This window comes from Rhodanobacter sp. AS-Z3, assembly GCF_029224025.1.
Classification (GTDB): domain Bacteria; phylum Pseudomonadota; class Gammaproteobacteria; order Xanthomonadales; family Rhodanobacteraceae; genus Rhodanobacter.
Window position 1 is genome coordinate 2941955 of the sequence record NZ_CP119392.1, and the last position, 25162, is coordinate 2967116.

At 62.9% G+C, this 25162-nt stretch carries 20 protein-coding genes; 5 read left to right on the plus strand and 15 right to left on the minus strand.

All coding sequences use genetic code 11. The features are described 5' to 3' along the window. Positions 1-14: 14 nt before the first annotated feature. The 6 genes from PY254_RS13135 to PY254_RS13160 all read right to left on the minus strand — a co-directional run bounded on the left by PY254_RS13135 (position 15) and on the right by PY254_RS13160 (position 8335). Positions 15-716 carry a pseudouridine synthase gene (locus tag PY254_RS13135; protein WP_281012491.1) on the minus strand — a complete coding sequence of 234 codons (702 nt, stop codon included), beginning with the start codon at positions 714-716 and terminating at the stop codon, positions 15-17. Further along, positions 713-1780 carry a class I SAM-dependent methyltransferase gene (locus PY254_RS13140; protein WP_281012492.1) on the minus strand — a complete coding sequence of 356 codons (1068 nt, stop codon included), beginning with the start codon at positions 1778-1780 and terminating at the stop codon, positions 713-715. The genes PY254_RS13135 and PY254_RS13140 overlap by 4 nt, the downstream gene beginning before the upstream one ends. Before the next feature lie 70 nt (positions 1781-1850). After that, positions 1851-2618 carry an AcvB/VirJ family lysyl-phosphatidylglycerol hydrolase gene (locus PY254_RS13145; RefSeq protein WP_281012493.1) on the minus strand — a complete coding sequence of 256 codons (768 nt, stop codon included), beginning with the start codon at positions 2616-2618 and terminating at the stop codon, positions 1851-1853. A 17-nt stretch (positions 2619-2635) separates the two neighbouring features. Continuing rightward, positions 2636-5245: a bifunctional lysylphosphatidylglycerol flippase/synthetase MprF gene (gene mprF, locus PY254_RS13150; RefSeq protein ID WP_281012494.1), complete on the minus strand. Its 2610-nt coding sequence runs from the start codon at positions 5243-5245 to the stop codon at positions 2636-2638. A gap of 90 nt (positions 5246-5335) precedes the next feature. Then, positions 5336-7330, minus strand: coding sequence for an OPT family oligopeptide transporter (locus tag PY254_RS13155; protein WP_281012495.1), 1995 nt, complete (start codon positions 7328-7330; stop codon positions 5336-5338). Between the two features lie 111 nt (positions 7331-7441). Continuing rightward, positions 7442-8335 (minus strand): pseudouridine synthase, encoded by an 894-nt coding sequence (locus PY254_RS13160; protein ID WP_281012496.1) that lies wholly within the window; start codon positions 8333-8335, stop codon positions 7442-7444. A gap of 78 nt (positions 8336-8413) precedes the next feature. Here PY254_RS13160 and PY254_RS13165 point away from each other — a divergent pair, with 78 nt between their 5' ends. Together PY254_RS13165 and PY254_RS13170 are read left to right on the plus strand one after the other, a co-directional pair. Further along, positions 8414-8971: a YaeQ family protein gene (locus PY254_RS13165; protein ID WP_281012497.1), complete on the plus strand. Its 558-nt coding sequence runs from the start codon at positions 8414-8416 to the stop codon at positions 8969-8971. A gap of 75 nt (positions 8972-9046) precedes the next feature. After that, on the plus strand, positions 9047-9481 hold the full coding sequence (locus PY254_RS13170) for an FKBP-type peptidyl-prolyl cis-trans isomerase (protein WP_281012498.1): 435 nt from the start codon (positions 9047-9049) through the stop codon (positions 9479-9481). 96 nt (positions 9482-9577) lie between these two features. Here the strand turns inward: PY254_RS13170 and PY254_RS13175 are convergent, their stop codons facing one another. The 3 genes from PY254_RS13175 to PY254_RS13185 form a co-directional block, all read right to left on the minus strand. Next, positions 9578-10435: a PA4780 family RIO1-like protein kinase gene (locus PY254_RS13175; RefSeq protein ID WP_281012499.1), complete on the minus strand. Its 858-nt coding sequence runs from the start codon at positions 10433-10435 to the stop codon at positions 9578-9580. 37 nt (positions 10436-10472) lie between these two features. Continuing rightward, positions 10473-12767, minus strand: coding sequence for an EAL domain-containing protein (locus tag PY254_RS13180; RefSeq protein ID WP_281012500.1), 2295 nt, complete (start codon positions 12765-12767; stop codon positions 10473-10475). A gap of 321 nt (positions 12768-13088) precedes the next feature. Further along, positions 13089-14075: an LLM class flavin-dependent oxidoreductase gene (locus tag PY254_RS13185; protein ID WP_281012501.1), complete on the minus strand. Its 987-nt coding sequence runs from the start codon at positions 14073-14075 to the stop codon at positions 13089-13091. Positions 14076-14181: 106 nt separating this feature from the next. Between PY254_RS13185 and PY254_RS13190 the strand changes: the two genes are divergently transcribed. Both PY254_RS13190 and PY254_RS13195 read left to right on the plus strand, forming a co-directional pair. Next, entirely contained in the window at positions 14182-14904 is a 723-nt protein-coding gene (locus PY254_RS13190) for an rRNA pseudouridine synthase (RefSeq protein WP_281012502.1), read from the plus strand. Between the two features lie 362 nt (positions 14905-15266). After that, positions 15267-16199: an HDOD domain-containing protein gene (locus tag PY254_RS13195; protein ID WP_281012503.1), complete on the plus strand. Its 933-nt coding sequence runs from the start codon at positions 15267-15269 to the stop codon at positions 16197-16199. A gap of 6 nt (positions 16200-16205) precedes the next feature. Here the strand turns inward: PY254_RS13195 and PY254_RS13200 are convergent, their stop codons facing one another. From PY254_RS13200 to PY254_RS13225, 6 genes are all read right to left on the minus strand, one after another. Then, positions 16206-16925 (minus strand): ion channel, encoded by a 720-nt coding sequence (locus PY254_RS13200; protein ID WP_281012504.1) that lies wholly within the window; start codon positions 16923-16925, stop codon positions 16206-16208. A gap of 99 nt (positions 16926-17024) precedes the next feature. Continuing rightward, positions 17025-19592: an Ig-like domain-containing protein gene (locus PY254_RS13205; protein ID WP_281012505.1), complete on the minus strand. Its 2568-nt coding sequence runs from the start codon at positions 19590-19592 to the stop codon at positions 17025-17027. A gap of 307 nt (positions 19593-19899) precedes the next feature. Further along, positions 19900-20370, minus strand: coding sequence for a GNAT family N-acetyltransferase (locus tag PY254_RS13210; protein ID WP_281012506.1), 471 nt, complete (start codon positions 20368-20370; stop codon positions 19900-19902). Between the two features lie 3 nt (positions 20371-20373). Next, the gene (locus PY254_RS13215) at positions 20374-21144 is read right to left on the minus strand and encodes a dimethylarginine dimethylaminohydrolase family protein (protein ID WP_281012507.1); all 771 of its coding nucleotides are present in this window, start codon (positions 21142-21144) and stop codon (positions 20374-20376) included. Between the two features lie 14 nt (positions 21145-21158). Then, complete coding sequence (locus PY254_RS13220) at positions 21159-21350, minus strand: oxidoreductase-like domain-containing protein (protein WP_281012508.1); 192 nt, start codon at positions 21348-21350, stop codon at positions 21159-21161. An 83-nt stretch (positions 21351-21433) separates the two neighbouring features. Then, entirely contained in the window at positions 21434-22207 is a 774-nt protein-coding gene (locus PY254_RS13225) for a class I SAM-dependent methyltransferase (RefSeq protein ID WP_281012509.1), read from the minus strand. A gap of 176 nt (positions 22208-22383) precedes the next feature. Between PY254_RS13225 and PY254_RS13230 the strand changes: the two genes are divergently transcribed. After that, positions 22384-25155 (plus strand): M14 family zinc carboxypeptidase, encoded by a 2772-nt coding sequence (locus PY254_RS13230; RefSeq protein ID WP_281012510.1) that lies wholly within the window; start codon positions 22384-22386, stop codon positions 25153-25155. Positions 25156-25162: the final 7 nt, after the last annotated feature.

Consider the following 25162-nt stretch of genomic DNA (forward strand, 5'->3'; position numbering starts at 1 on the left):
CGTGCAGTGCCGCCCTAAGCCGCGAAAATCAGTGCGACTTCGCTGGCATCCAGCGGGCGCCATTCGCCCAGCGGCAAATCGCCCAGCACCAGCCCACCAACTGAAACCCGGCGCAAGGTCTCCACGTTGTTGCCGGTGGCGGCGAACATGCGGCGTACCTGGTGGTAACGGCCTTCGGTGACACTGAGCCGCGCATGACGCGGGCCGAGCACTTCCAGCTCAGCCGGCGCCAGCGGCTCCTTTTCCGATTCCAGCATCATCGTGCCGCTGGCAAACAGCTCACCTTCGTCGCCGCGCAAATCCTGCGCCAGCGTGGCCTCGTAGACTTTGGTCACCTGGGTCTTCGGCGAAATGATCCGGTGCAACAACGCACCATCATCGGTGAACAGCAGCAATCCAGTGGTGTCGCGATCAAGTCGACCGACGCTGGACATCGCCGGTGAGCGCACGCTGTAACGCGGCGGCAGCAGATCGTAGACGACGCGGCCCGGGTCCTTGCGCGAGCAGGTGATGCCCAGCGGCTTATTCATCATCAGCACCAGACCTGCTGGTGGGTCCAGCGGCTCGTCGTCGACGCGAATCGTGTCAAGCGGCACCACGTCGTCGGTGTACAGCACGTCGCCAGCGCCATCGGTGATGCGGCCCGAACGAAACAAGGCAGTGACATCCTTGCGGCTGCCATAGCCAAGATTCGCAATCAGCTTGACCAGTTTCATCCACGCACCCCTGTTGCTTCGATCACTTTGAACCCATCCTGCACGATCAGCGTGCGTACTAAATGAAAACGCGCGCCAAGCACCGCTTCGTAAGGCAAATGCCGATTGGCCACGAGCAGCAGGCGACCATTGGGCTGCAGCGCCTCGGCGGCGCTGACGATGAACGCGCGACCGAGTTCGGGCAGGTCGGCACGCCCCTGATGAAACGGCGGGTTGCTGACAATGACGTCATAACGCTGCGCCAGTCCGCGAGTGACGTCATGCCAGTGCACCGAAATCGCCACCTCACGCCCGGACTGCTGTTTCGCCCGGGCCAGATTTCGCCGTGCCGGTTCCAGTGCACGGGCTTCGGCTTCGTATAGATCAATGGCCTGCACGCGCGGGCAACGCGCCATCAACTGGCTGGCGAGATAACCGTAGCCGGCACCGAGATCCGCCACGCTGCCATGCAGATCATCTGGCAAGTGCTCGGCCAGCAAGGCCGAGGCGCGATCAATGCGGTCCCAAGCGAACAATCCGGGACGGCTGACATAGCCATAGACAATTTCGCGTGGCGCATCGAGCCCCAGCCAGTCGGCCAACAGTGGCTGGTCGATGTCGTTCGCTGCCGGCGTGCTCCAGAACACCCGGCATTTATGCTTGGACAGGTGCTGCACGGTCGTGGCGAGTTTCGCCAGATCCGCCTCGCCCGACTTCGCACCCTCGGTATTCGGCATCGCCGCCAGCACGCAGCCTCCGGGCTGCAAATGCGTCAAGGCGCGGGCGAACAACGCACGTGCCTCGTCACGCTGACGCGGCGGCAGCAGCAGCACCAGCGCAAACTTCTCGCCACTGGCCGGCTCGCCTACGCGCATGCCGTTTCGACCAAGCTCATCGGCAAATGGAAGGAAGCTTTGCTCGCACAGCCAGCCTGGCTGCGCCATCTCACGCAGGCGCACGCCAGCACGAGCGCGCAGAAACAGCACCTTGCCAGCAACCGGCAAGCTGAGGTCACGCGTCTCGAACGGAACGAACAGGGCGGCCAACGCCGCATCGGGCGCGGCCGCAAATACGCTGGCAGTCACGTCATATCTTCAGCACAGAATCGGGATGGCCATTGTACGTGGCCGCGCGAAGCAACACCGCGGCGACGCTTCAATGCGCGGCAGCCGGCAACTCGTCCAGCAGCTGGTTCGTCAGTGGCTGATAGCCGCCATCGAAATGATGATCACCCTTCTTGGCATGCACCGTCACCCACGCTGGCACGCCCGACTGGTCGCAGACGCTGTCGTCGGCGTCGTCCAGGCCGTAATAGCAGACCACCGGCGGCTGGCCCTGCAACGCCTGCAGCGGCGGCAAGGCGTCGTAGTGCTGGATCGGGTTGATGTGCTGCAGGACCTTCTTGAGATGTTCCTTGAACCAGCCCTGCTTGATCATGTAACCCTCCAGCTCGATCTCGAAGGTCACGTCGCGACTGGGTGACAGCAAGACCAACTGGGTGATGCGCGCACGATTGGCCGGGCTGAGCCTGGCCACGATGGTTGGCAGCACATCGGCACCGAAGGAAAACCCAACCAGCCAGATGCGCTGCTTGCCCCAGGCGCCGAGATACTTCGTCATCAGCGCATCTAGCTCGTGCGCCGACTGCTCCGGCGTGCGCTCGTGCCAGTAATACTTGAACGTGTTGACGCCCAGCACCGGAATGCCGCGATCGATGAAGGCGATGCCCAGGCGCCGATCCAGGTCGGCCCAGCCTCCGTCACCGGAATAGATGATCGCCATGACGTCATCCCGGCCCGCCGGCGGCGCCGTGCTGATGGCCGCCACCGGCAACACCACGGTGGCCTTTTCCAGACTGACGCGTGACCACGGATGCCACATCATCACCGCACCCAGCACGCTTGCACCCACCACAGCCAGCATGATTCGACTCCTGCGTGTCATCGGCGCACCACTCCGGAAAGCCCGCCGGAAATCAGGCTGGCAACATTGGTCAGGATCATCGGCAAGGCAATGCCGCGGGGCACGGCGATGTAACGTGGCTCCCAGACCGGGCCGAACTTTTGCTTGTAGTGCTGCAGCCCGCGGAAATTGTAGAAGCGTCCGCCGCGACCGAACACCAGCGCGCCGAAGCGATTCCACAGCGGTGCCTGGCGTCGGTTGTGCAACCCGGCCAGCGGTGCCATGCCGAGGTTGAACCACGTATAGCCTTCGGCGCGTGCCCACTGCATCAGTTCAACGAACAGATAATCCATGATCCCGGCCGGGCCCTCCGGTAGATGCCGCATCAAATCCACCGAGGCCTCCTGCTTGAACTCGGTCAGGAACAGATTGGCGAACGCCACCATTTTCCCGTCCTGCCAGACCACCGCCATCGGCGTGCGCTGCAGATACTCCGGATCGAACGCACCCAGCGAGAAGCGCTTCTCGCGCACATTTTTGCCTTTCAGCCAGGCATCGGAGACCGCTTTCAGTTGCGGCAGCAGCGGCGCCACAGCGGCAGCCGGCAGGATCTCCAGCCGCAGGCCGTCTCGGGTCAGCTTGTTCACCGTATTGCGCAACACTTTGCGCGACTTGCCGTCGAGGTTGAAATCGGCCAGCCGTACGCGCGCCTCTTCGCCCACCTTCAACAGGGTCAGACCGACTTCCAGATACATGTCCAGGTCCGCCGGGGTCACCTGATAGAACACCGGCCAGCCGCCAGCGTGTTCGCATTGCTCCAGGAAACCCCACACCAGCTCGCGGCGGGCATCCTCATCGCTGCCCACCGGATCGCCCATGGCCACCCAGCTGCGGCCGGCGATGTCGTACATCACGAACGCCTTGTGTGCGGCATCGAACAACAGACTCTTGTCGCCCACCAGCGCCAGATGTGCCTGTGCGGAGGGAAACTGCTTGATCAACGGCAACGCCAGTTGCAGTTCCGCCTCGCTCGGCGCTTCCCGATGCAGCTTCATTGGGCGGATCAGGCTGGCCAGCGCGAACAGCATGCCGGTGGCGGCCGCAGCAACCAACGCCCGCGCAGCGCGCGGTGCCGCGCCGTGGTTGAAGCTGAACTGCCACCACAGGTCGGCGCTGTAATCGACGTGCCGATAGCTGAACACCGCCAGCCACCCCGCGCAGCCAAGCACGGCAACGATTGCCAACACCCAGCCCAGCGAGAAGCTGGTGCTGAACAAGGAAGCCCGTCGATAGAACAGTCGGCGTGCCGGCGCCAACGCCATTGCCAGCAACACCAGCAGGGTGGCTTCCTCGTAATCGATGCCTTTCAACAACGAAAACAGCGCACCCGCGACAAGCAGGATCAGGGTCAGCCAATAGGCCGCGTCCAGCCTGCGTTGCAGCCCGCGTGCAAGGATCAGCAACAGCATGCCGATGACACTGGCCAGCAAGTGCGAAACCTCAAGCACCGTCAACGGCAGCACCTCCCGCAGCACGGCCATGCGCGCCGGCAATGCGTGGGTGGCTCCGGAAAACAGCAGCACCGCACCCGAGACCAGGGTCAACCCGGCAAAGAAGGCCGGCAGCAAGCCCATGAACCACGGCGACCACAACGACTTTTGCCTGAGGCCACGCGCCTCGCGCTGCAACACCAGCACCGTGGCCGAACACAGCGGCAACAGGTAGTAAATCACCCGGAATGCAGCCAGCGCACCCAGGATCGGCGCGGTCAGCGCCGGATTGCCGGTGGCACCGAAGCCGGCCAGCATCAGCGCTTCGAAGACGCCCAGCCCACCGGGAACATGACTGATCAGGCCGGCGATCTGCGCGATCACGAAGATCGCCAGGAAGTGGGCGAAGCCACTGTCGAGCTGATCCGGCATCAGCACATACAGCACGGCGGCGGCCAGACCCCAGTCGAGCGCGCCGACCAGCACCTGTCGCAACGCCACCATGAACGACGGCAGCCGCAACTGCCAGCGACCGATCTGCAACGGTCGACGCAGCAGGCCACCGGCAACGATCCACGCCAACGGAATCAGGGTCAGCAGCAGGCCCAGCGAAAAGCTGAAGCTGGCCAGCGGCAACGCCGGCGGCAACGGCACCAGCAGCAGGGTCACCCCGGTCAGCGCCAGCAGGCCCAGCCAGAAACTGAGCGTGCAGAACAGCACCACCTTTGCCACTTCGGTGGTGGACAAGCCGTTCTGGATATAAAACCGGTAACGGATTGATCCGGACACCAGCAAGGACATGCCGATGGCATTGCTGAAGGCATAACTGACAAAGGAAATCAGGCTCACTCGGCGCCATGGCAACGGCCGCTCGATCGACGCCAGCGCAAAGCGGTCGTACAACGTCATCACCGCAAAGCCGAGCAAGGTGAACAGCGCAGCCAGACCCAGCCGTACATGCGAGATACCCTGCACGTAGCGCCGCACCTGATGATAGTTCACGTCGCGCGCCAGCAAGTGCAGCGCCCACAACGCCAGGCACAACATGGCTACCGACAGCAGCGGCCCCGCCATCCTGCGCAACAGCACGGCACGCTGGCTCGGTGGCTCCAATGCCTGCTCCGCGGTCAGAGCGGCTTCAACTTCTTCTTGCTGCACGCGGCGCAGAACTCCACTGGGATCACCCAGTTTAGAGCCAGTCTGGTGACTTGCGATGAACGGCCATGCAGCCGTTCATCGCGGCAACCTTCAGGCAGCCGAGCGACGACCCATCCGCGCCACCCACAGATACAAACCGGTATTGACCAACACGAAGGCAAGGCCACCGAGCCAGATCGCTGCGGTGCCAAAGCCCGGACCAACCAGGGCCAGCGGCGCATCCTTGCCGGAGAACACCACGATCGCGGCGATCACCACGCCGATGATGCTTTCACCGACGATCATGCCCGAGGCCAGCAGCACACCCAGCTGCTTGGTCGCTGCCGGATCGCGTGCCAGCTCTGCACGCTTGTCGAAGTACCAGCCGACGATCGCGCCAACCACCACCATCAGCGTAGTCGAGGTCGGCAGGTAAATGCCCAGGCCCACCGCCAGCGGCGGCAACGATGCGGACTTGCTGCCGCGGCCAAGTGCAGCGTCGATGATGATCAACACCACGCCGATCGCGCCGCCCAGGATGATCAGGCTCCAGTCGATATTGCCCTGGATCACGCCCTGCGCCAGCGCTGAAATCAGCCCGGCTTGTGGTGCGGCCAATGCACGTGGGCCAGCGCCAGGCATGCCGGCAAAGCCATACGCCTGGTTGACCAGATCCAGCACCGGCGGAATCACCGCTGCACCCACCAGCACGCCGGCCACCAGCGCCACCTGCTGCTTCCACGGCGTGGCATCGACCAGCTGGCCGGTCTTCAGGTCCTGCAGATTGTTGTTGGCGATGGTGGCTACCGAGAACACGATCGAAGTGGCGAACAACGCGAATGCCACCAGCCCCTTGCCCGCGCTGACCGGCAATTGCGACTGCACGCCGGCGACCAGCAACAGCGCGGCGACGATCACCACCAGAATGCCCACGCCGGACAATGGACTGTTGGACGAGCCGATCAGGCCGGCCATGTAACCGCACACGGCGGAGACCAGAAAGCCCATCACCACCACGAATATCAAGCCGCCCACCAGCAGCAAGGCCAGGTGGTCGCCCAGCCCGGTATCGCGAGCGAAATCCCCGAGCAGCCAGGCAATCGGCAGCAGGCACAACAGACTGATCAGGCCGACAATGCCGATCGGCATGTCCAGCTCGGTGCGCGGCAGGCTGGCACCCTGGCCGGATTTACGCGCACGCGACGAGGCCATCGCTGCGGCCAGTCCGCCGATCACCGGCTTGACCAGCTTGGCCAGCGTCCAGATGGCTGCCACACCAATGGTGCCCGCACCGATGAAGCGGACCTTGGTGCTCCACGCCGCCTGTGCAATATCTGCTGCTGCGCCAGCCGCGCCCAGCAACGCGGTGTAATGCGGCACCGCCCAACCCCAGGCAATCACCGCACCGAACAACATGGCAAGACCGACCCACAAGCCGACCAGGTGACCGACCGCCAGCAGCGCAAACGAAAGGTTGAAGTCGTAGCCGGTCGCCGAGCCGCGATCACCCAGACGAAAATACTGGGCCACGTCACTGCCGAACACACGCGTGGCCACGACAATGGCGAACAAGGCCGACACCACCGAACCGCCCAGCACGGCCAGCAATCCGGCGCGAGTGCTTTCTTCGGACTTGGATTCCGCGCCCTCACCGCCGCCAACCTTCAGTACCTCGGCGCAGGCGACGCCTTCGGGATACGGCAGGTCCGAATCAGTCACCAGCGCCCGGCGCAGCGGGATGGTGTACATCACGCCCAGGATGCCGCCGGTGGCGCAGATGCCAAAGGTGATCCAGAACGGAAAGCCGGTCCACCAGCCGACCATGACCAGGCCGGGCAACACGAAGATGATCGCCGACAGCGTGCCCGCCGACGACGCAATCGTCTGCACGATATTGTTTTCCTGGATGGTCGAATTCCTGAAGTTGCGCAGGATCGCCATCGAAATCACCGCCGCCGGAATCGAGGTGGCGAAGGTCAGGCCGGCCTTGAGGCCGAAGAACACGTTGGCGGCAGTGAACACCAGGGTGATCACGATGCCGATGATCAGCCCGCGCACGGTCAACTCGGTGCGTGGCTCACTGACGGATGCTGGTTTTGCACTCACTGATGGCTCTCCCCCGGTTGGATGCTGCGGTGGAAGATAGCGTGGATAGGTCGCCAGGCGTTATCCGAAACATTCCCATGCCAGGCAGCCAACCCGTACCGCACCCAGCCGTCAGCGCAACACGAGCCGGCTTTCGAAGTTCCGTGGCATCCGCGACAGCGGATCGACGAACGTCAGGCCACGCGCCAGCAATTGCAACGGATGGGCAAAATCCTCCGGTGCTGCCACCGCGAGTTGTGGATAGCAGGAATCGCCCATGATCGGCGCGCCCAATGCCGCCATGTGCACGCGCAACTGATGCTTTTTCCCGGTAACCGGGTGCAGCGCATAACGCCACAACTCGGCACCGCGATCGAGCACTTCGATGCGCGTTTCGCTGTTCGGCTCCCCATCAACCTCGCACATGCGGAAGAACGGCTCGCCAGCAACGATCCGCGACCGACGCAGCAGCGGGAACGTCAGTTGCGCCAGCGGCGGCGCCAGCGCCTCGTAACGCTTGTCGATGCGCCGCTCGCGGAACAACGCCTGATACGCACCACGACTGGCCGGATTCGCGGAGAACAACACCAGTCCCGCGGTAAGCCGATCAATCCGGTGCAGCGGCACCAGTTGCGGGTTGTCCAGCCGGCGGATCAACCGGCGCAGCAAGGTCTGCTCGACGAAACCACCGGCAGGGGTGACCGGCAGGAAGTGCGGCTTGTCGACCACCACCAGGTGCTCATCCACATGCAGCACCGTCTCGGTGAACGGAATCGGCAACTCCTCAGCCACCTCGCGGTGGTAGTGGATACGCATGCCCGCGCGATATGGCGTCTGCACGCTGATCGGCACGCCCTCTCCATCCAGCACGCGACCACGCGCGATCCGGTCCAGCCATTGCGTGCGACTGACCGTGGCGAAATGGTCGCTCAGGGCATCCAGCACGCTGACCCAGTGACCGGCCGGCAGATGCACGGTGCTGGCGTCGCTGTCTGGAACAAAAGCGGGGGTGGCAGGTTTGTTCATCAGGCCGGCAGTCTAGCCGGCTGCCTGCCCAGCGGCGCCAGCGCGTAGAATGGTGGGTTGTCGTCCGCAGGCACTCTCATGGCACTCAACTCCACCATCTACAAGGTCGAACTGCAGATCAGCGACATGGATCGGCATTACTACGCGACCCATGCACTGACGCTGGCCCGGCACCCGTCGGAAACCGAGGAGCGGCTGATGGTGCGCCTGCTCGCGTTCGCGCTGTACGCGGAAGACCGGCTGGAGTTCGGCAAGGGCATCAGCGACGAGGACGAACCGGCGCTGTGGCGCAAGGCGTATACCGACGAGATCGAGCTGTGGATCGAGGTGGGCCAGCCCGATGAAACGCGTATCCGCAAGGCCTGCGGTCGTTCGCGCCAGGTGGTGGTGATCAACTACGGCGGCAACACGGCGGAGATCTGGTGGAACAAAAATGCCAGCGCACTGGCCCGCAACAAGAATCTGACCGTGCTCGATATTCCGCACGCCACCGTGGCCGAACTGGTGGCGCTGCTGCAGCGTGGCATGCGCCTGCAGGCGCTGATCCAGGACGGCCAACTGCAATTGATGAATGATGCCGATGCGGCGGCGGTTGAACCGGTCAAGCGCATGCTTGCCGCCGAACTGGTGAGCTGAGCCGCGCCAGGCCCGTGAGCACCCGCTTTCCCGCATAATCCCTATCCATTCCCACCAGATTTTTCGGAGTCACCCATGCGCTGGTTGCTGCCCCTGCTTACCGTGTTCGCCCTCGCCGCCTGCAGCACCCCGCCCGCTGCGCATGCCAGCGGCAAGGTGGACAAGCTCACCATCATCGACACCAAGGTGGGCACCGGTGCCGAAGCCAAGCCCGGCATGGACGTGCTGGTGCAGTACACCGGCTGGCTCTACGACGACAGCGCCAAGGACAAGCACGGCGCCAAGTTCGACAGCTCCTACGACCATGGCGCGCCGTTCAACTTCCCGCTCGGTGCGGGTCGCGTGATCGATGGTTGGGACCAGGGCGTGGCCGGCATGAAGGTCGGTGGCAAGCGGACCCTGCTGATTCCCGCCGCGCTGGGCTACGGCGCACGTGGCGCCGGTGGTGACATCCCGCCGAACGCCTCGCTGGTGTTTGACGTGGAGCTGGTTGACGTCAGCACGCACTGAACTACCTTCCGTAGGAGCGCACCCTGTGCGCGATGCTCTTCGTCACGTCACGCAAAAGCATCGCGCACAGGGTGAGCTCCTGCAAAATCGCCAGGCTCAGTCTTCCTGCTCGGCCGCCTCACGGCCCTGCTGGCGGATGATCGCTTCCTCGCGCGCGTCGATGATCGACTGCATCACACTGTCCACGTCGGCAATGGTTTCATCGAATTCGAAGTGGCCGGTGAGTTCGCTGTCCGGATGCAGCTCACCCAGTTCAAACAGCGCCCACATTTCCTCGCCGTAATGGGTGTCCAGCAGCTCTGGCGCGAAGCGCGACAGGCTGATGCTGATATTGCCCACGTCACGCCGCAGCATCATTCGCGCGTTGTTGTTGCCCGAGGCGCTGACTGCTTGCGGCAAATCGATGATTACCGGGCCATCCCGCCCGACCAGCACGTTGTATTCGGAAAGGTCACCGTGGATCAGGCCCACGCAGAGCATCCGCGCCACCTGTTGCATCAAAAAACGGTGGTAGTCGCGGGCCGTGTCGGCGGACAACTCCACCTCGCCCAGTCGCGGCGCGGAATAGCCGTCGGCATCAGTAACCAGCTCCATCACCAGCACGCCACTGAAGTAACCGTAGGGCTTGGGTACTCGCACGCCGGCAGCAGTCAACTGGTACAGCGCATCTACCTCGGCGTTCTTCCAGGCGGCCTCGGCTTCCTTTCGACCGAACTTGGTCGCCTTGCCCATCGCGCGCGCCTGGCGGCTGCCACGCACCTTGCGGCCTTCCTGATATTGCACCCGCGCCTGGAAACTGCGCTGAGCCATGTCCTTGTAGACCTTGGCGCAGCGGATATCCTCGCCTGAGCGGACGACGTAGACGGAGGCTTCCTTGCCGCTCTTCAGCGGTCGCAACACCTGATCGATCACACCTTCGTCGATCAGGTCCTGCAGGCCCTTGGGGGTTTTCATGCGTGGAAAGCTTCGATAGTTCGGATGCCAACGCCCATTATGGCTGATTGCTGCCCGCCGCCGTGACTACCGCCTGTACGGGCCTTCTGGCAGAGCGCTCCGGCTGACGCCGCGCGGCTTGCCAGCGGGTCATGGCCTCACCGATCGGCAACGGCCGCGCAATGTGGAATCCCTGCGCCCAGTCCACACCCAGCTCACGCAGGGCTGTCGCCGTGGCGGCATCCTGAACGTACTCGGCTACCGTCTGGGCCCCGAACGCCTGTGCCACGGACACGGTGGCACGCACCAACTCCATGTCGCGGTGGGAGCGCATCATGTCGCAGACAAAACTGCCATCAATCTTGATGACGTCCACCGGAATCTGTTTCAGACGCTCGAACGACTGATAGCCCACGCCGAAGTCATCGATCGATATCAGGCAACCACGCTCGCGCAAGGCGGCAAACAACTGCTCCGACTCCCCGGCGTGGGTGATCGCATCGGTTTCGGTGACCTCGAAACACAGTTCATTCATCGGCACCACGAAGTGATCAAGCAAACCCAGCAACTCGCGCGCAAACACCCGCGAGGCCAGCGATTGCCCGGCAATATTGATACACAGGTGACCAAGGAACGGGGAATACGCGCCGCGTTCCTCGCGCAGCCAGCGATCGACCCGCCGTACCACCGCCAGATCCAGTTCGGCCATGCGGCGATCATTGCGCAGCGAGTTGAGAAAACTTCCAGGCAGCATCAACTCGCCGTCCGAGTCGCGCAGGCGACAAAGAATTTCACCCGAGACGCCTTCATCGCCCGCCCGCGAAGACAGCGGCGCATAGGGCTGGAAATGCAACTCGATCTCACCATCGCGAATTCGCGACAACACTGTTGTGGAAAGCTCAAGCACCCTTCGGTGGCGCTCCTGCGGCGTAGTGTCTTTCTGCAGCTCGGCGTGTTGCATGCACAATTCACCGCGAAGATGCGCGTCGATCGCCGCTTCGGACGCGCGCAGAATGCGGGCATCCAGGCTCTCACCCGGCAACTCGGTACCCGCCACCCCCAGGTAAGACAACATTCTGATGCGGTGTTCGTGCCAGACAAACTCACTGTCGTGCGCTCGCTTAAGCAGGCGACTCCACGCGGCATCGCTATCAGCCTGCGCATCATTCAGGACCAGCAAAAACTGACCCGTGCCAAAATAGTAAGTCTTCGCAATGCCTGCAGCCTGCTCGGCCAGCCATCGCGGAATCGCCGCCTGTGCCCGAAGTCCAACCCCAGCGTTTATCTTCGCGATACCGTCAATCAGCAGAAAACCCATGGAACGTGGCGGTGTTACCTCGCAATCACGGCGAAAAGCGGCAAGATTGGCCAGCCCACTGAGCGGATCAACCAGACTGGCCTGCTCGTGTCGCTGCAGGGCTTCCTCGCGCTCGCGGCCATACAGCAGCAGCAGCAGAACCAGCAGCTCCAGCATCATGCACTCAATGGCAATACGCAGCAGCGCGCTCGTCCCCAACAAATGAGTCGCATGACTTGCATAGTCCACCAGCGATGCAGCGAAAACGAATTCGACCATCACCAGAAGTGGCATGCTCCAGCGCAGTTTCAGCCCGAGTACCGCCAATACCAGCAATGCCGCCAACAGCAAGCGGCTATCGAGCAAGGCATCCAGGGCAAGCTCAATATTCCATCCCATCAAACCTGCGAAACGCAGCAGCGCAGCAGGAAGTAGCACCCCTATACCGAGCAACCGCCAGGGAATTTTCCGCCACGACAGGGCGGTATCTTCCGGATCGCCAGACAGGCGCCGAACCACCAGCGGCAACCCCAGGATCATCACGCCAAACGCCGTCGAGAAGAACGCCTCGATCGCATCACGGGTCATCGTTTGTCTGGTTGCCAGCGGATCAAACCAGAGGTTCAGAATGACGGTCGACAGCGTCAAAAGAAGTGGCACCACGACCACACCGAACAGCATGAATGGTGGTACATCTGCCACGCTGAAACGCCAATCATCGTGATGACCGCGCCGCAGCCAACGCGAACCAAGGTCAAACAGCACATACGTGAGAACAGCTGATGCTGCACCGAACGCGTAATAGGTCAACGTAAGATGAAGCACCAAACTCATCTTGACCAACCAACTGGCATAGCTGGCCATGACCGCCAGCGCCAGCGGCAGGCGGTCACGATAGATCACGGCCAACGCAAACAGAAAACCCAGGTGCAAATGGGTCAGCAGAATGTTTTCACCGACGCCGGAAAGGTGGACCTCGTAGGGAATTTCGACAACGTAGAAAGCACCGGCTACCAGTGCCAGCAATATCGCCGCTACCCAACGTGATCGTTGCATCCCAACCTCTTCAGCATCTCACTCGAACGATCCAGCTACCGGTCAGCAGCGACGATTTTCACGAAAAAACGGCCAGCTGCCAGCCATGCAACCTGAAAATGCCTTTGGCCGCAAGCCGCCAGGAGAACGGTTGAATGGGCCTCGACCACCCATTTCAGGCTCACCAGATGGCGCGGAATGGGTGCCATCTCAACCACAGCAAACCTGATCTCTCACACTCGATAGCGGCTGCCTGTGGGTAAACTGAACCACGGATTGCATCGCCGGCGGTTGCCCCGGAACCTGGAACGTTCGTCACATCGACACCGCCCCACTGTCAGGTCAACCGGCTACCATCAGCCCGGCGGCCAGTTCGAAGGAACGCCGACGCGCCGCATGTTCGAACACGTTGGTGGTGATCAACAGCTCATCCGGGCAGTGTCGCGCCATGAAAGCCGTCAGGCCCTCCTGAACGGATGTCGCGTCACCGACCACCGCGCAAGCCAACGCCCTTTCCATCATCAGCTTTTCCGGTGGCGTCCAATACGCCTCGATATTGTCGATGGGCGGTGGAATCAACCCCGGCCGGCCGCGCCGCAGGTTGATGAAGGCCTGCTGCTGGGTGGTGAACAGTCGCCGCGCTTCGGTGTCACTGTCCGCCGCCACCACGTTGATGCCGAGCATGGCGTACGGCTGTGGCAACCGTGCGGACGGCGTGAAGTCCCGCCGGTACAGCGCCAGTGCCTCGTCCATCGCGTCCGGCGCAAAATGCGAAGCGAACGCGAATGGCAGGCCGAACTGCGCGGACAGTTTCGCGCTGAACAAACTGGAGCCCAGCAGCCAGACCGGCACGTCGATACCGGCGCCCGGCACCGCACGCACGGGCTGGCCAGGTTGCGCCGGTTCGAAATAGCCAAGCAATTCCAGCACATCGTGCGGGAAGCTTTCCGCGCCGTCGAAATAGCGACGCAAGGCCCGAGCCGTGGCCTGGTCGGTACCCGGCGCCCTGCCCAGGCCCAGATCAATCCGGCCGGGGTACAGCGAGGCCAGCGTGCCGAACGCCTCAGCCACCTGCAGCGGCGCATGGTTCGGCAACATGATGCCGCCCGCACCCACGCGAATGGTCGAGGTACCACCAGCGACGTGGCCGATCAGCACCGCTGTCGCCGCGCTGGCAATGCCCGGCATATTGTGATGCTCGGCCAGCCAGTAACGCCGATACCCCAGCCGTTCGCCCAGCCGCGCCAGGTCCAGCGTATTGCGAAATGCCTCACTGGCGTCGCTGTCCTCGGTCACCGGGGCCAGGTCGAGAATGGAAAACGGAATCATCGCGTACTCTTGCCGGAAGGGTTGAACAAACGATGTGGGGACGCCCCGACGAATTGCCACCGGCTGCAGCAACTACAATGCTGCCACCTCACTCTGTGGCACCCCGATGACTGAAGCCATCCGCCTGTCCAAACGCGTCGTCGCGCTGCACCAATGTTCGCGCCGCGAGGCCGACCAATACATCGAGGGCGGCTGGGTGCGCGTCGACGGTGTCGTGGTGGAAGAACCCCAGTTCATGGTCGACACGCAACAGGTCGAACTCGATCCAGATGCCGTGCTCACCGCCACCGAGGCGGCCACCCTGGTGCTGCACAAACCCGCCGGTTACGACGCGGGCACAGGGGCCAATCCAGCCTCGGCGCTGGTCACACCGCTGACGCATTGGTCAGAAGACAGCTCCGGCGTGCGCCCATTGAAGCGCCATCTGCATCGGCTCGAAACGCCGCTGTCCCTGCCGACCTCAGCCAGCGGGCTGCTGGTGTTCACCCAGGACTGGCGGGTCAAACGCAAGCTGATCGAGGACATCGATCGGGTCGAGCAGGAGTTCGTGGTCGAAATCAGCGGCGAACTGGCCCCGAACGGGCTGGCGCTGCTCAATCACGGCCTGCACTTCAACAACTACGCGATGCCACCGATCAAGGTCAGCTGGCAGAATGAGCACAACCTGCGCTTTGCGTTCAAGCGGCTGTCATCCAGCCAGATCGAGCCGATGTGCAATGCGGTCGGTCTGACCGTACTGTCCATGAAGTGTCTGCGTGTTGGCCGTATTCCCCTGGCGAAATTGCCGCCAGGCCAGTGGCGCCATCTCGCACCGCACGAGCACATCTGAGACCATTCGCGACGATCCCGGAACAGTCTAAACTGCACCCGACAACAACCACCCGCAGGAGAGCGACATGAGCAAGGGCATGGATTCAAAGAAGAGCGAAAAGAAGAAACCGGCGAAAACCATGAAAGAGAAAAAGGCCGCCAAAAACGAGAAGAAAAAGGGCTAGTGGCCCCGAATGCTAAATTTTCGGCATCCGTGGCCGATAAGCCCGGATGCCGAACGCTGAAATAAACGGGAGTCTTATGGCGAGCATGTGGCAGCGCCTTTTCGGCCGCCAAAGCAATCGTGCGCGAGCAGCGCCGCAGGCAACCCGGCCGGCCGCGCCTCCCGCCGTGGCTCCCCGCCCCGCTCCCGTGCCCGACGTGCCCGAGCCGCCTGCCGAACAGGCGCTGGCCAGTCGTGTCCAGCTGGAGGAACTGTTCCATCGCTTCGTGCTGGATCTGCCGGAATCCTCCCTGGTCGAACTCACTCCGAACGAACTTGCCCTGGTCAAGCGACTGGACCTGCTCAGCGTGCGCTTCGACATGCGCAGCCTGCCGCGCCTGCCCAGTGTCTTGCCGCAATTGCTGCGTGAACTTCGCAGCGACACTGCCGCTGGCGCCCAACTCGCCAAGCTGATTGCCCGCGATCCACTGCTGATCGGCGAAGTGATGCGCGTCACCAGCAGCGTGTTCTATCGCTCGGCGCAGCCGATCACCAGCCTGCAACAAGCCGTGGTGCTGCTGGGACAGGACACCTTGCGTCAGGTGGTTGCCCAGCACGTGATGAAACCGATCCTGCAAGCGAATACCGGCTCGGGTGGGCAGAGTGCCGGCGTGCGCCTGTGGGAGCACGCCGAACGCTGCGCCCACGCCAGCGCGTTCCTGGCCCGCAACGCGGGCGGTGACGCGTTTGAATCCTATCTGGCCGGCATCATCGCGCGCACCGGCACGGGCGCCGTGGTCCGCCTGCTGGAAACCACATCCCCACTCAACGAGGCGCCGGTTTCAGCGGCGTTTCTGGCCGAATGCGACCACCTTGCGGCGCGTCTCTCACTGCAGGCGGCACAGCACTGGGAGCTACCGGCGCGCGTCGTCGAAGCCGTGGCGGAGATGCAACTGCAGGACGCCAAACCCATCAGTACACTCGGCAAAATCCTGGTCGTGGCCGACCTGCTGGCGATGGAACAGGTACTGGGCGAGCATGCACGCCTGCCCAAATCGGTCGAAGCCGACTGCGGCAACCTGCTGCCTGCCTCGACCGTGGAACGCTGCCGGAAGGATCTGCGCAGCAATTTCGAAAACACGCACGCCTGAACCCGCTCAGCGCCGGTCGCGTTGCAGTGGCGCCACGCTGAGACCGATCAGTCGCGACACCACCAGCGCCACGTACATCAGCCCGACAAACATCTCCAGCGCGGCCACGGCGCGGGTATGAACAGTGATCGGGATGACATCGCCAATGCCGGTACTGGAAAGCAGCGCGAAGCTGAGAAACAGCAGCTCGGTCCAGGTTCGTGGCGCCTGCGGATTCACCGCCGCGGAAAAGCAGCCGGGCTGCAAGGTCTGGCACAACACGAACACGAAGGTGAAAGCCCACGCGAGCAGGGTGAAGGTCGCCCCGGCCGCGAACAGCTCATCCGTGGTGGCATGCCGGTCGGCCAGCATGTAGCTGATCAGGCAACCGGCAGCATAGAAATAGAACACCGCTTCCAGCGCCGCCCACCAGGGGCGCAACAGCGGCACGTCCATGATCATGTCGATCACGTTCAACGCCACCGCCGGCACCGCGATGCTCAAGCTGATCCACGCGCGACCCGGTGTCCGCCGAACCATCGAAATGGCCAGACCAAGCACCACCACGCCAAAAGCTCCGAGCAAAGCCCGCGCCGGACGCGTCTGTTCGATGAACGGATACAGCAGCAAACCGGCCAGTTGCACCAGCAACAGAATGGCCGAGGGGTGGCGGATGATGCGCACCAACCAGCGCAGTTGGGTAAAGCGCAGCAGCTTCCGGGGTGTCAGGGTGTCGGCATCGCTCATGCGGGTTCCTTGCATGCGGTGGATCTGATATCCGCCGAGTGTAGCCGCTGAGATCGCGTGCGGCGGGAGGCATCCTGTGACTCCCGCCACACCCATCACTTACTGCGCAACAACCCCGACGTCGTCGATCACGAACGAGGTCTGCTGACTACTGTCTTCCTTGCCGTAGAAATTGATCTGTATCGCCTGTCCTTTATAGGCATCCAGATTGATCGTGCGCTGCTGGAAGCCGCTCGCTGCATCGACGTTTGAATAGCTGGCCAGATTGATGGTCTTGCCGGTGGAGGTGATCAACTGCACCTGCAAGGTGTCATAGGCCTTGCTGCCGGTCTCCGCGGTATCCACATGCAGGAAGAAACTCAGCGTGGCATGCGCGACACCGACGGGAATGCTGATCGCCTGGCGCACATAGTCGGTGTGGCTGCTGCCATAACCATCCAGCCATGCCTTCCAGCTTCCGGCATGGGCGGCTTCGCTGCTGTCGCTGGTGATCACGCCGCTGGTCTGCGTCCAGCTGGTCGAACCGCTTTCGAAGTTGCCATTGTTGATCAACTGGGTCGTGCCACCACCGCCATTGGATAGGCTGAAGTTGACTGATCCGCTGGTGCCGACGTTGCCTGCCGCGTCGTATGCTCTGGCCATCAGCGCATGCGTGCCGTTGCTGAGCGTGGTCGAGTCCAGCGTGACGCTGTACGGTGAGCTGGTATCGGTGCCCTTGAGTGCGCCATCCACGTAGAACTCCACCCGCGCCACGCCGACGTTGTCGCTCGCCGCGGCCTTCAACGTGATGCTGCCGCTACTGCCGCTTTCCGATGCACTCACTGTCGGTGCCGTGGTGTCGCTACCGCCACTGCTGTTGGACACGCTGAAGCCGACCGAATTGCTGCTACCGATATTGCCGGCTGCGTCATAAGCCTTGACGATCAGCACATGCGTGCCGTTGGCCAGCGTGGTCGAGTCCAGCGTGGCGCTGTACGGTGCGTTGCTATCAGTGGCCTTGAGCGCGCCATCCACGTAGAACTCCACCTTTGTCACGCCTATGTTGTCGCTGGCGCTGGCATTGAAGGTGATTGTGCCGCTGCTACCGGCTTCACTGGCAGTTGCCGTTGGTGCGGTGGTGTCACCCGAGCCAGCGCCCTCGCTCACCCAGACCGGCGCCGACCACAGCCGCAGACCGTTGGCCTGGGTAATTCTGGCGTAATAGAAGTGATCTCCTTCGGTCGGAGTGAACGTCGTGGTCGCCGTCTGAGTCAGTAGGGTCACCGTGCCGTTGCGTCCCGGGACACCCTCGAAGATCTCGACCAACTGGGCACTTTGCCCCGAAGCACTCGCGTAACTGACGTTCAATGCCAGCGGTCCGCTATTGGCAAAACGCTCACCCATCAGGTGCCCATTCGCGGTCAGTATGATCTGCGAGGTCTTGTCTTCGGTGGCAAACACGTGGCGTGCGCGCAGTGCCGCGACAAAGCTGTCCAGACTCAAGGCGGTGCCATTGGGTATCAGCACACCGGTACGGTTGCTGAAACTGGCGCCCCAGTTCGCGCAGTGATTGTCCTGATCGGAACTCGGTGCCACGTGATACCCACGTTCGAGAATGGTGTTGTAGGCAATCTCGTAGTTCGGGCGCGACGTTTCCGACTCGGTGGTGTTCACCGAGAACGCCGAACTGTTCAATACTTCGGCCAGCACCATGACCTGATCACCGTCGGCGGTGTAACCGAAGTCGGTGCCGTTGACCTTGAACTGCCCGCTTTGTGCTGGGTGATTGAACTGGCCGATCCAGTTCTTGCTGCGCATCAGGGTGTACAGCGACGCATAGTCGCCCTTGGCGATCTCGTAATCACCGATCAACTGACCGGCACTGTTTTTCTCCCACTCGATCAGGCCATCGGCGTTGAAGATGTTCATGTGGCCGCCGTTGCTGATCACGCCCCACTCCTGACCATAGATCGAGAGGAAATTGGGATGGGCGGCATGGAACGCCGTGGCTGCCTGCAAGCCCGAGGCAAACAGGTTGTGCGCGGTGGCGGGATTGGCCGAGGCGTTGGTACCGGTGGAGCCATCGAACATGTGGTTGTGCTCGGACGTCATCAACATGTCCAGCCCGTGATCCATCGCGTACTGGTAGGCGTCGGTCGGACCAAAGGCACTGCTCTGCGGACTCTGTTCGCCATGGCAGGTCGCCAGCGCGCCACCGCCGTCACTGTGATTGGTCTGACTGTGCAGATCGCCGTACCAGATCGTGTAAGGCAAGCCGCCGGTGGTGGCCGCAAGCGTATGCAGGTTTGCCTGCCGCGCCAGCGTCATGACCTGCGGCATGGCGGTTGCTGCAACCTGGCCCACCTGGATCTGCTGGCGTTGTTCGGTGATCGCGTCGGGCGCCAGGCGTGCTGCCAGGCTCAGCGCACGACTGGCCAGGCCGCTGCCAATCCGGCGCGCGTTGTCATTGTCCAGCGCGATCGTGCGCAAGCGCACCGTGTAGTAACCCGGCGATAGCGGCTTGAGCTGCGCGTCCAGTCCATCCCAACGGACGCTGGCCTGCGCCTGGCGCGTGTGCAACACCGAACCGCCATTCCATTCGCGCAACAGCTGACCATCTCGATCAAGCAGCGCGATCTGCCATGCCACCGGCGTGCCCGGGTTGGCTCCGGGGTATTCGAAATGCATCACGATGTCCCGGCCCGCAGCAACCTGAAACGGCACCTGCAGCGAGGCGTCAAACTCTTTGTGGTCCGGCAGCAGCGGAGTGGCCAAAGCTGACCAACAGGCTACGCATCCCGCGAGCACAAGGCTGCGGGTGATCTTGTTATTCCACGACATTGATAAACCCCTACGCGTTGGCAAGAACTCCCCCGGCGCGATTTATAGGCGACCGGAGCACGCAGCGGTATGACCAAAATTCTTAGTTGCCGCTGCAACCACCGTGACTAAACCGGTCAAGCCTTGCGTCAAAGGTACTGCGAGACGAGGTGAGTCAGAGCCGATCCAGATGCATCGACTGGGTCAGCAGACCGTTGTCGCTGAGCTTGGGCGGACCGCTGCACACAAAGCCCAGATGCAGATAGACCGGCACAGCCATCGCCGACGAATTCAAGGTGAAGCGCCGGGTGCCCGCGCGGCGCACGGCGTCGCGCATCGTGCGTTGCCACAACTGTCGCGCGATACCGAGGCGATGCAGGCGCGTACTGACGAAGAACTGGAACAGGTGTGAGTCATCACGCATCGCCGCCACACCAACGACCCGTCCGTCATCCGCACACGCCAGCTGAAAGCGCTGGCCAGCGAGGATCTTGCGGCGAATGATCCGTGCACCCATGCCATACAGAAGCGACGGTGCCGCACTCGCTGGTTGCTCCGGCAGTATCCAGCGGCGCGTCACCCGGCGCGCCACTAGGCCAATCGCACAAGCATCCTGCGGGCGACCGAGCCGATAGCGAATGACCATCACTCAATCCGCCACGCGAAACACCAGACTGCAACAGGTCACCGCACCTTCGGCCTTCTGCAGTTCGGACACATCCACAGAGGTTACCGCGAAGCCGGCATCGAGCAGTCGCTGCTGCGTGCGCGGGAAGCTCGCCGGCATCAGCAGCGCATCACCGATGCGCACCACGTTCGCCGCATGCGGCTCGGCCGGGTCGACTTCGATCACGCGGAAGTCAGCGAAGCGCGAGCGATCCACCCACGCCGGCTGCAACAATACGGTCTGATCATCGAGCTGGGTCACGGCGGATTTCAGATGCAGGCAGCCGTGGGTCGGCACACCCTCTACGGCGTAGCCATGGCCTACCAGCAACTCGCGCAACTGCGTAATGCCCGCATCATTGCTGCGCGCCGACTCACCGACGTAGAGGGTGCGGCCCAACCGCAGCACATCGCCACCGTCAATCGTTCCGGGCGCCTCGATCGCCAGCAACGGCCGCCAGCTTTTCAGCGCAGCGCCGATACTTGCCACCTCGTCACGACGAGACGACGCGCCGGGCCGGGTCAGCACCGCAACCTCATCCAGCACGATCGCGGCGTCCTCGACGAAAACCGAATCAGGCAACTGGGCTTCGGCTGGCAACGAAATCACCCGGCAACCAAGCGCCATCAGTGCTTCCCGATAGGCGTGATGCTGTTTGATGGCCTGCGTCACATCGATCGCGGAGCGCTCGACGAAGGACAATTCGCACGTACCCAGTGCCGGGCTGACGTCACGCGTGATGGCTACCCACATGCCTGCTTTCCTTTCTACGTTGAGGGATGACGCGCACGCCAGGCAGCCATCGCCGCCTCATGGCGGGCCAGTGCTTCGTCGTGTACATCGTAGACACAGCGTACGCAGCCCTCGCCGCAACAATCGGCAGCGTCGGGTTCGACGGGGCGTTGCGGTGGCGGATCATCCGGGTCCGACACCGCAGCGGCAGGCTCATTCGTACTCACGGCAGTTCTTTCTGCAGCAGCGGGAATCACCCCGATGGTGCAACCAAGCGCCGCCGCAACTCAAGCACCGAAGGTGTGCAAGCTCACTTCGCCGGTTTGCGGAAGCGGTAGATGAACTGGTCGGTGTGACCACGGATGGCCTTGTCGAACACCTTGATATCCAGTGGATCAGCCGCGTTGTGCAGCGCCTTGCTTTCGCCATCGAAGACGAAGCCGGCCGCTTCCACTTCCTGTTTCACCGCCGCCGGATCGATCCGATGCAAGGTATTGGTATCGGCAAAGCCGGAGCCGGCTGGCGCGACGTGATCGATAATCACGAACAGCCCTCCAGGCTTGAGTGCGTCGAAGACTTGATGGTTGAACGCCGCCATATCCATCGGGCCCATGAACGCATCGTGGAAGTCGTGGTAGTTCTGCACCGTGAACACCAGGTCCACTGGTGCTGGCGCCTGCAGCTTGGCCGCCGGCTGCTGCAGGATGCTGACATTGGCGTAGTGCGGCGTGGCCACCAGCTTCTGCCAGTTGCCCAGGCTTTCGGTGTCGAACTTGCCCATCTCGGTCGGCCAGACGGTGTAGACATGTCCCTTGGGACCCACGATGCCACTGAACACCCGCGTCCAGTAGCCGCTGCCGGGAACCAGTTCCAGCACACTCTGGCCAGGCTTGACCTCGGCGAACTGCATCACCTGATCGATTTTGCGGCGGCTATCGTCGACCTTGTCTGCCGCACGGGCTGGATCGTTCAGGGCCTTCTGCAGCACGGCCTGTGGCGCGGCTGCATGGGCATTCGGCGCGTAGGCCGAAGCAGCGGCGGGGACAGCAAGGCAGAACAGGGCTGCAAGCACGGTTGGTCGCATGACGCTTCTCCATCGCAAGAGGTCGTTCGATTGTGCTCCCGAATACGCGCAGCAACCTGTGCCGAGCGGCATGGTGCGTGCTGACGGAATCCCTGCCTGACTGATGGCCTATTCGCCGCGGCGCCTGCTCTGGCAAAGTGGGGGATCGGCCGGCTGTGGCCACGGGGAAAGCGATCATGCACAAGACCATCCGGTTTTCATGGGGAATGCTGTTCACGCTCGGCGTGTGCGCGGCTCAGGCGGCCAGTGTGAGCGTGGCTAACGACTATGCGCGTGCGCCGGACCAGCCGCTCGACCAGGCCTATACCGCACAGATCCTGAAGTTCACGACCGATCCGTCGTTCAACACACCGCTGACGAACTACCTGCCCGCCTCCGCCACGGTACCTACACCGGAGAAAGTGCTGGGCCATATCGCCGGCGCACCGAACTACCTGCCCTATAGCGCCGACGTATCCCGCTATTTTCGTGCACTGGCCGCCGCCAGCCCACGGGTCAAGGTGTTCAGCATCGGCAAGAGTGAGGAAGGCCGCGAGATGATCGCGGTGGCGATCGCCGATGAAAGTCTGCTGGCCGACCTTGATGCAAACAAGGCGCGCCTGGCCAATCTGGCCGATCCACGCGCCATCGGCATGGACGATACCAAGGCCGACCAACTGATCGCACAATCCACCCCGGTCTACTACATCACCGGCTCCATCCATTCCACCGAAACCGGTTCGCCCACCGCGTTGATGGAACTGGCCTACCGCCTCGCGGTGGATAACGCGCCCTACATCCGTCACATCCGTTCGCATGTGATCACCCTGATCACGCCGGTCGTCGAGGTCGATGGCCGCGACCGCATGGTCGACCTGTACAACTGGCATCTGGCGCACCCCGGGCAGAACTATTCGCGGCTGCTGTATTGGGGCCACTACGTGGCGCATGACAACAATCGCGACGCGATGGGCATGTCGCTGGCGCTTACCCGCAACGTCGCCGACACCTTTGTCGGCTGGCATGCGCAGGTGCTGCACGACCTGCACGAGTCGGTGCCGTTCCTGTACGACAACACCGTGGGCGACGGCCCGTACAACGCGTGGATCGACCCGATCCTCACCGGCGAGTGGCAGCAACTGGGCTGGGACAACGTGCAGCAAATGACAAGGCTGGGTATGCCCGGCGTGTTCACCCATGGTGACTTCGATACCTGGAGCCCGGGCTATCTGATGTTCATTGCCGCCATGCACAACGGCATCAGCCGGCTGTATGAAACCTTCGGCAACAACGGCGCCGATACCGTGCAGCGCATCCTCGATCCGTCGGAATACGCGCGCACCTGGTACAAGCCCAACCCGCCGCTACCCACCGTGCTGTGGTCACAGCGCAACAACAACAACTACCAGCAGACCGGCCTGCTCACCGCGCTGAATTATTTCTCCAGCAACGGCCAGCAGTTCCTGAAAAATTTCTACCTGAAGGCCAAACGGTCGATCGAGAAGCCGCAGCAGGCTGGCCCCGCCGCCTATGTGTTCAGCGCGAGCGATCCGCGCCCCGGCTCACGTGCCCAGCTGCTGCGCGTGCTGCAACGTCAGCATGTGGAGATCAGCATCACCAGCGCACCGGTCACTGTAACCATGCCCGCCCCAGGCGACGACAAGAAGCCGGCCGCCAAGCAGACTTTCCCCGCTGGCAGTTACGTGGTGCGCATGGACCAGCCCTACTCGCGCATCGCCGATACGTTACTTGACCGTCAATACTGGTCACCGAAGGACCCGCAGCAACATCCGTATGACGACACCGGCTGGTCGATGGGCGACCTGTTCGACGTGCAGCTCGCGCGGGTCACCGATCCGGCGATCCTGCAAGCGCCAATGAGTGCGCTCGGCGAAGCGGTCAACGTACCTGCCGGACTGGCCGCGATCGACTTGCCCAACGCGAAGCTGCCACGCATCGCGCTCATGCACACCTGGCTGGGTACACAGACTGAAGGCTGGTGGCGCATCGCGCTGGACAATCTGAACGTTCGTTACGACTACATCAGCACGCAGGACGTAGCCAAAGCGGGCAACCTGCGCGCCAAGTACGACGTGATCCTGTTCGCACCGATCGGCGACACCAGTGCGCAGGAAATCGTCGACGGCATGCCGATGTGGGGCAACCCGATGCCGTGGAAGACCACGGCGCTCACGCCGAACCTTGGTCGCATCGACGCTACCGATGACATCCGTCCCGGCCTGGGCAACACCGGGCTGGCCAACCTCAAACGCTTCGTCCAGGACGGTGGCCTGCTGGTCACCGCCGAGGACACTGCGAAATTCGCCATCGACACCGGTATGGCACCGGGCGTGTCAGTCGCGCCAACCAATCGACTGAAGGTAGTCGGCAGCGTGCTGCAGGCGAAATTCGTTGACCGCCATAACCCGATCGCCACCAGCTACACCCGCGACGAGCTGGCTTTGTATAGCGCCAACGGCCAGTCGTTCAACGTATCCAACCTGCTCACCGGCGACCATGGGCTGCCCAGTGCGAAGAGCTTCCAGCGCCCCACCGGTCGCGGCGGCCCGCACGACACCGACACGCCGGAAGGCAGGGCCGCTACCGCCGCCGCACCGCTGCCCGACGTGCAGCCATGGCAGCCGATGCCGCTGAATGCCGAGCAGATGCGCAACAACCCGTGGGTGATTCCTGTCGATCAGCGACCGCAGGTGATCCTGCGCTACGCCGAGGCGAAGAACCTGCTGATCGCCGGCCTGCTCGACGGTGCCGACGAGATGGCCGAGCATGCGGCGGTGGTCGACGCCCGCTACGGCAAGGGCCATGTGCTGCTGTTCGCAAGCAATCCGATCTGGCGCGGCGAAACCATCGGCAGCTACCCGCTGGTGTTCAACGCAATTCTCCACCATGACCGGCTGGATACGCCGGCGAGCGCCACCCGGCAGGCGACGAGTCAGCCAGCCGAGTGATCCCGCG

Excerpts from the sequence above, each read along its gene's own strand:
- PY254_RS13135 (WP_281012491.1), bottom strand. The coding sequence starts at position 716 with ATGAAACTGGTCAAGCTGATTGCGAATCTTGGCTATGGCAGCCGCAAG.
- PY254_RS13145 (WP_281012493.1), bottom strand. The coding sequence starts at position 2,618 with ATGCTGGCTGTGGTGGGTGCAAGCGTGCTGGGTGCGGTGATGATGTGG.
- PY254_RS13160 (WP_281012496.1), bottom strand. The coding sequence starts at position 8,335 with ATGAACAAACCTGCCACCCCCGCTTTTGTTCCAGACAGCGACGCCAGC.
- PY254_RS13165 (WP_281012497.1), top strand. The coding sequence starts at position 8,414 with ATGGCACTCAACTCCACCATCTACAAGGTCGAACTGCAGATCAGCGAC.
- PY254_RS13170 (WP_281012498.1), top strand. The coding sequence starts at position 9,047 with ATGCGCTGGTTGCTGCCCCTGCTTACCGTGTTCGCCCTCGCCGCCTGC.
- PY254_RS13175 (WP_281012499.1), bottom strand. The coding sequence starts at position 10,435 with ATGAAAACCCCCAAGGGCCTGCAGGACCTGATCGACGAAGGTGTGATC.
- PY254_RS13180 (WP_281012500.1), bottom strand. The coding sequence starts at position 12,767 with ATGCAACGATCACGTTGGGTAGCGGCGATATTGCTGGCACTGGTAGCC.
- PY254_RS13185 (WP_281012501.1), bottom strand. The coding sequence starts at position 14,075 with ATGATTCCGTTTTCCATTCTCGACCTGGCCCCGGTGACCGAGGACAGC.
- PY254_RS13190 (WP_281012502.1), top strand. The coding sequence starts at position 14,182 with ATGACTGAAGCCATCCGCCTGTCCAAACGCGTCGTCGCGCTGCACCAA.
- PY254_RS13200 (WP_281012504.1), bottom strand. The coding sequence starts at position 16,925 with ATGAGCGATGCCGACACCCTGACACCCCGGAAGCTGCTGCGCTTTACC.
- PY254_RS13205 (WP_281012505.1), bottom strand. The coding sequence starts at position 19,592 with ATGCATTTCGAATACCCCGGAGCCAACCCGGGCACGCCGGTGGCATGG.
- PY254_RS13210 (WP_281012506.1), bottom strand. The coding sequence starts at position 20,370 with ATGGTCATTCGCTATCGGCTCGGTCGCCCGCAGGATGCTTGTGCGATT.
- PY254_RS13215 (WP_281012507.1), bottom strand. The coding sequence starts at position 21,144 with ATGTGGGTAGCCATCACGCGTGACGTCAGCCCGGCACTGGGTACGTGC.
- PY254_RS13225 (WP_281012509.1), bottom strand. The coding sequence starts at position 22,207 with ATGCGACCAACCGTGCTTGCAGCCCTGTTCTGCCTTGCTGTCCCCGCC.
- PY254_RS13230 (WP_281012510.1), top strand. The coding sequence starts at position 22,384 with ATGCACAAGACCATCCGGTTTTCATGGGGAATGCTGTTCACGCTCGGC.